The 5483-nt window shown below is 58.3% G+C and carries 8 protein-coding genes; 3 read left to right on the top strand and 5 right to left on the bottom strand.

Annotated features, from left to right (window positions below):
* The first annotated feature begins 247 nt into the window (after positions 1 to 247).
* Positions 248 to 1102, top strand: a complete 855-nt coding sequence (locus P7F28_RS01050; RefSeq protein WP_277182497.1) for an alpha/beta fold hydrolase — start codon at positions 248 to 250, stop codon at positions 1100 to 1102.
* A 49-nt stretch (positions 1103 to 1151) separates the two neighbouring features.
* On the opposite strand, the gene P7F28_RS01045 is transcribed toward P7F28_RS01050, so the two are convergent.
* The 3 genes from P7F28_RS01045 to P7F28_RS01035 all read right to left on the bottom strand — a co-directional run bounded on the left by P7F28_RS01045 (position 1152) and on the right by P7F28_RS01035 (position 2859).
* A complete protein-coding gene (locus P7F28_RS01045; RefSeq protein WP_277182495.1) occupies positions 1152 to 1391 on the bottom strand; it encodes a pentapeptide MXKDX repeat protein in 240 nt (79 codons plus the stop codon).
* Positions 1392 to 1459: 68 nt separating this feature from the next.
* Positions 1460 to 2227: a molybdopterin-dependent oxidoreductase gene (locus tag P7F28_RS01040; protein ID WP_277182493.1), complete on the bottom strand. Its 768-nt coding sequence runs from the start codon at positions 2225 to 2227 to the stop codon at positions 1460 to 1462.
* A 38-nt stretch (positions 2228 to 2265) separates the two neighbouring features.
* Positions 2266 to 2859 carry a cytochrome b/b6 domain-containing protein gene (locus P7F28_RS01035; protein ID WP_277182491.1) on the bottom strand — a complete coding sequence of 198 codons (594 nt, stop codon included), beginning with the start codon at positions 2857 to 2859 and terminating at the stop codon, positions 2266 to 2268.
* 267 nt (positions 2860 to 3126) lie between these two features.
* Between P7F28_RS01035 and P7F28_RS01030 the strand changes: the two genes are divergently transcribed.
* Positions 3127 to 3684: a sigma-70 family RNA polymerase sigma factor gene (locus P7F28_RS01030; protein WP_277182500.1), complete on the top strand. Its 558-nt coding sequence runs from the start codon at positions 3127 to 3129 to the stop codon at positions 3682 to 3684.
* Entirely contained in the window at positions 3681 to 4322 is a 642-nt protein-coding gene (locus tag P7F28_RS01025; RefSeq protein WP_277182490.1) for a DUF1109 domain-containing protein, read from the top strand. The genes P7F28_RS01030 and P7F28_RS01025 overlap by 4 nt, the downstream gene beginning before the upstream one ends.
* Here the strand turns inward: P7F28_RS01025 and P7F28_RS01020 are convergent, their stop codons facing one another.
* Positions 4323 to 4949, bottom strand: coding sequence for a TetR/AcrR family transcriptional regulator (locus P7F28_RS01020; RefSeq protein ID WP_277182489.1), 627 nt, complete (start codon positions 4947 to 4949; stop codon positions 4323 to 4325). It lies immediately after the preceding gene.
* Positions 4950 to 4952: 3 nt separating this feature from the next.
* The coding region (locus tag P7F28_RS01015; RefSeq protein ID WP_277182487.1) for a glutathione S-transferase C-terminal domain-containing protein at positions 4953 to 5483 on the bottom strand (531 nt) is incomplete at its 5' end.

The raw sequence follows: 5483 nt of genomic DNA, 5'->3' as shown, positions 1-5483 counted from the left end.
CGCGATCCAATCGACCTCTTCATCCACGGGCGTTGCGACGGAGTTGAGGAAGTCAAGGCCGGGGGCATCGGCGAGAAACATGGGAGGAATCGAACGATAGTCCATTTTTTTTAATGCTTTTCTGTAGCTGGCGATGACTTCATCGTAACCTCTAAAAATCATCTTGACAAGTTACTAACGAATTTGTAACCTTCATTAATGCATTTCACTGGTTACGCGAAATTTCATTCCTCAGCGGAGAAATAGCATGTCTACGATTGCGCATCGCCATATCGACATCGACGGTCTTAACGTGTTTTATCGCGAAGCAGGCCCGGCCGATGCGCCGAAGTTGCTGCTGCTTCACGGCTTCCCGAGTTCGAGCCATATGTTTCGCGATCTGATTCCGCTGCTGGCCGACCGTTTTCATATCGTCGCGCCGGATTTGCCAGGCTTCGGTCTGACCGATATGCCGAGCCGCGAGACCTTTTCCTATACGTTCGAAAACATCGCCACGGTGATTGGCCGATTCACCGAGCAAGTCGGTTTCGATCGTTTCGCTGTTTATGTCTTCGATTACGGTGCGCCGACGGGTTTTCGCCTGGCGCTGGCGCATCCGGAACGCGTCACGGCGATCATCACGCAGAATGGTAATGCTTATGAAGAAGGCTTGAGCGAAGGCTGGAATCCGATCCGCGCGTATTGGGAAGCGCCGACGCAAGCCAATCGCGATGCCTTGTGTCCGATGCTCGCGAAGGAAACCACGGTCTGGCAATACACGCATGGCGTGCAGGATGTGTCGTCGGTATCGCCCGATGGCTACTCGCTCGACGATTACTACATGAGCCGCCCCGGCGCACATGACGTGCAACTCGATCTCTTCCGCGACTATCGCACCAACGTTGCGCTTTACCCTGCATTTCAAGCGTATTTCCGCGAGCACAAGCCGCGCGTGCTGGCCGTCTGGGGCAAGCACGATCCTTTCTTTTTGCCGCCCGGCGCAGAAGCATTCAAGCGCGACGTGCCTGATGCAGACGTGCGCTTCTTCGATACCGGCCACTTCGCGCTGGAAACACACGCGCAGGAAATTGCGGCGGCGATGATCGAATTTCTCACGCGTTAAAAGCTGAATGCGGCGTTCGCCCGAAGCAAACGCCGCCTGAAACAAGCGTTTATTGCGCCATCGCGCCCGACGCGGGCTTGTCCATCGCATCGGGCTTCTTCATCTTGTCGCCCTTCCCCATCGAGTCGTGCGACATGGCGCCTTTGTCCATTTTGCCCATCTTGTCTTTCGACATCGAGTCGTGCGACATTGCATCGTTGGACATCGCGCCGCTTGCTTGCGCATACGCGCCCGAAGCCGCGCCGAGTGCGAGTGCTGCTGCGATCGTAGCTGTGAGGATTGCCTTCATTTTCATTGCTCCATTGACGTAGTAAAAAATGGCAAGCGATCCTAACCGCCGCCAGGTTGAAATTCGGATCAGGAACCACCGAACCAGTTGTAGCCCTGATCGACCCAGTAACCGCCGGGATACGTGTTCGTCACGAAGATCTCGACGATATGTTTCGGGTTCTTGTAGCCAAGCTTGGTCGGCATGCGCAGCTTCATCGGATAGCCGTATTTCGCGGGCAGACGCTGGCCGTCATACTCGAACGTGAGCAGCGTTTGCGGATGCAGCGCGGTGGGCATATCGATGCTTTCGTAGTAGTCGTCGGCGCAGCGGAAACCAACATACTTCGCGGTCGTATCCGCGCCCGTACGACGCAGAAATTCGCTGAACGGCGTGCCGCCCCATCGGCCGATCGCGCTCCATCCTTCGACGCAGATATGTCGTGTGATCTGTTCCGCATGCGGCAGCGCGTAAAGCTCGGGCAAGGTCCACACGCGCTGACCCTTGACCAGACCACTCACCTTCAGCCGATAGTCGCTGCCATCGACATGCGGCACATCGTCGATGCCATAGAACGCGTTGAACGGAAAAGGTCGCGTGAGTTGCGCTTCGGTGTAAGTGGGCGCGAGACGATTCGGATCGAACAATGCGCCTTGCACGCGGTCGTTCAGGCGCGATACGGCGGTCAGAAATTTGTTCACCGAATCATTATCCGTAATCGAACAGCCGGTGAGCATCGCGAGGCCACCGAGTGTCAGCATGCGTTTGCCGAAGAGACGGCGTGAAGGCATGTCGAGTTCGCGGCGCGCATCGGCGAGAATGGACTTTCGGTCCAGCGTGATGATCTTTTTATCCATGATGGGGTCTCTATTTCGCACAGACACGATCAACGCGATCAACGGCCGCGCAACATGGTGAGCAGCGAACGCGGCACGAGTGCGACCATCGCCACATGCACGACGACGAACGCCGCCATCACCGCCATCGCGCAAAAGTGAACGATGCGCGCGCGATCGTAACCGCCCATAAGTTCGCGCAGCACGGGAAATTGCACCGATTTCCAGATCGCAAGACCCGATAAAACCAGCACGATCAGATCGATCACCACGACGAGATACGCGAGCTTCTGCACCGCGTTGTACTGGCGTAAATCAGCATGCGAGAGCTTGCCGCGCAGTGCAGCGAAAAGGTCGTGGATGACGGCGCGCGGCGACAGCGGAAAGAATTTCGCCCTGAAGCGCCCGCTCAGCAGATTGAAGGCGAGATAGGTGATGCCGTTGAAGAACAGCAGCCACATCGCCGCGAAATGCCATTGCAGCGCGCCGCCGAGCCATCCGCCGAGGGTGATCGAAGGCGGAATGACGATCTGCGGAAATACCGGCGAGGCGTCGTAAATGCGCCAGCCGGACAGCATCATGATCAGCGCGGCAAAGGCATTGAGCCAATGCGTGAGGCGCAGCCAGAGCGGGTGAATCGGCGTGGTGAGCATGTCGAACTCTTCGCAATGTGTGTATCGATACGAGTGAGTTCGACGGCCACGCTCATCCGGTTACACGCATCGGCAAAAAAATTTTTTGCGAACGGCTGTAACCGAATCGAAGGATGCGACGAACTACCCTGAACACCCCTACCGGCGATGACGATGGACCACGATGGCGCTATTGCAGCGCATCACGGCTTCGGCTATTCTGAAACGCTCGCTCTAAAACGCGAGCGCCCGGAGTATTCACGTCCACACGCCATCACGGGATCGAACTTGCACGACGCGGAACACCGCCTGAAGGCTCTGTTTGTCAGCGGCCTGCAAGGTGATTCGACTGCTTATCGCGGCTTCCTGCAGGCATTGACGCGCCATTTGCGTGGCTATCTGCGCAGGCGCATCGCGCGTTATCCCGAAGATATCGAAGACCTCGTGCAGGATATTCTGCTTGCAGTGCACAATGCACGTCATACGTATCGCGAAGACGAGCCGTTGACTGCGTGGGTGCATGCCATCGCGCGATACAAGCTAACGGATTTCTTTCGCTCGCGTGCGCGTCACGACGCGCTTAACGAACCACTCGACGATCACGCCGACCTGTTCGCCTCGAACGATGACGAACCCGCGCACGCGCGCCACGATATCGGCAAGCTGCTGGATCAATTGCCCGATAAGCAACGTCTGCCTATCGTTCATGTGAAGCTGGAGGGCTTATCGGTGACGGAGACGGCGCGGCTCACGGGGCTGTCGGAGTCGGCGGTGAAAGTCGGCGTGCATCGCGGGCTGAAAGCGCTGGCCGCGCAATTGCGCAACACCTTGCGAGGCGCGCGATGAAAACCGATGACCTGATCGATCTGTTGTCCACAGGCGTGACGCCCGTTGATCGAAGCGCGGTCACGCGACGCTTCCTGATGGCCGTGCCGCTCGGCGCACTCGGCTCGGTTATCTTGATGCTGATCGTCTACGGCTTGCGGCACGATCTCGGCAGCGTTGCCATGGCCGGCGTGTTCTGGGCGAAGATCGCCTATCCGTTGTGTATCGCGATTGGAACGTTGGTTGCCGTGATGCGGCTCGGACGGCCGGGCGTGCGCGCGGGTCACGCGTGGATAGCAATCGTGCTCCCGTTCATCATCGTGTGGCTGGCGGGCGCTTATGTGCTGCAAGGCGCAGCACCGGCCGACCGCCTCTCGATCGTGCTCGGGCAATCGTGGCGCACGTGCCCCTTCAATATTCTTCTGTTGTCCGTACCAACTTTTCCCGCAGTGTTATGGGCCGCAAGAGGCTTGGCGCCGACGCGTCTGCGTCTGGCAGGTTTCACGGCGGGATTGCTTGCAAGCGCTATCGCGACGGTCGCGTATTGCCTGCATTGCCCTGAGATGAGTCCCGCGTTCTGGAGCGTGTGGTACGCAATCGGCATGATGTTGCCTGCGATCATCGGCGCATGGCTGGGGCCCCGTTTGCTGCGCTGGTAATCAGGCTTTCTTTCTTCGCTTGTCAGCTCGTTTGGTTTGAGTATCGACGCCGATCATCGCAAGAACAGGACGCGCCGCGCCTTCGAGCAGCGCACGCTGCGGATTCACCCGCGCCAGCACGCGCAGGCCCATCAGCGAGGCGAGCAACATCTTTGCGATATCGTCAGCGGGCAATGACGACGCAATGCTGCCGTCCTTCTGCCCCGCCGATACGCACCGCAGAAAGAACGCCTGCATGTCCTTCAGCACACCATTGAGCACGCGATGAAAGTCCTTGTCGTGCGGCGCGAGTTCCATCGCCGAATTCACGATCAGACAGCCCTTGCGATGCGGATCGCTCACCGACAGTTCGATAATCTCCGCAAAGAACGCCGCAATCGCCTCACGCGGCGGCAAGTGATGCTCGAAGCGCCGCACACGCTCGCGGAATCCGCGTTCCACATAACGTTCCAATGCGCGCTCGTACAAGCCGCGTTTGTCACCGAATGCGTTGTAGAGGCTCGCTGACGTAATGCCCATCGACGTGGCGAGATCGCGCACCGAGGTCGCTTCGTAACCGTGCGACCAGAAGTGCGCAGTGGCCGCATCGAGCGCGGCCTCCTCGTCGAATTCGCGCGGACGCGCCATCAATCAAGCCTCTTTCGGATAATTCGATGGAAACAGCGCGCGCCGTGTTTCATCGTCATTGACGCTCTTGAAGGCATGCTGCTTGTTGACGCTGCGCGCACGCGCAACCGCAGGACGCGAATCGATGGTTGCGAACCAGCGCTTGATTTCAGGGTACGGCGCGAGCGGATCGTCACTGTTCTTGAATACGCGCGATGCACGATCGATCCAGCCCCACGCCGACATATCAGCAATCGTCAAGCTATTGCCCACGATGAAGTCGCGGCCCTCGAGGTGATCGTTCAACACCTGATAATGCCGGTCCGCCTCACGCCGATATCGATTCACAGCGTAATCCAGCCCTTCCGGCGCGGCATATTGAAAGTGCACGGCCTGACCCGAGAACGGGCCAAGACCGCTGGCAATGAACATCAACCACGATAACAACTGCGGACGGTCTTCCGGTGTGCCGAGAAACTGGCCGGACTTCTCTGCGAGATAAAGAAGAATGGCGGTGGAATCGAACACCACGGCGTGACTATCCGTATCCACAAT

Origin of the sequence: Caballeronia sp. BR00000012568055, from assembly GCF_029439455.1 — a bacterium.
In the GTDB taxonomy this organism is placed as follows: Bacteria; Pseudomonadota; Gammaproteobacteria; order Burkholderiales; family Burkholderiaceae; genus Caballeronia.
The sequence above is the reverse complement of the archived record's forward strand: the minus strand, read 5'-3'. Positions and strand labels throughout refer to the sequence as shown.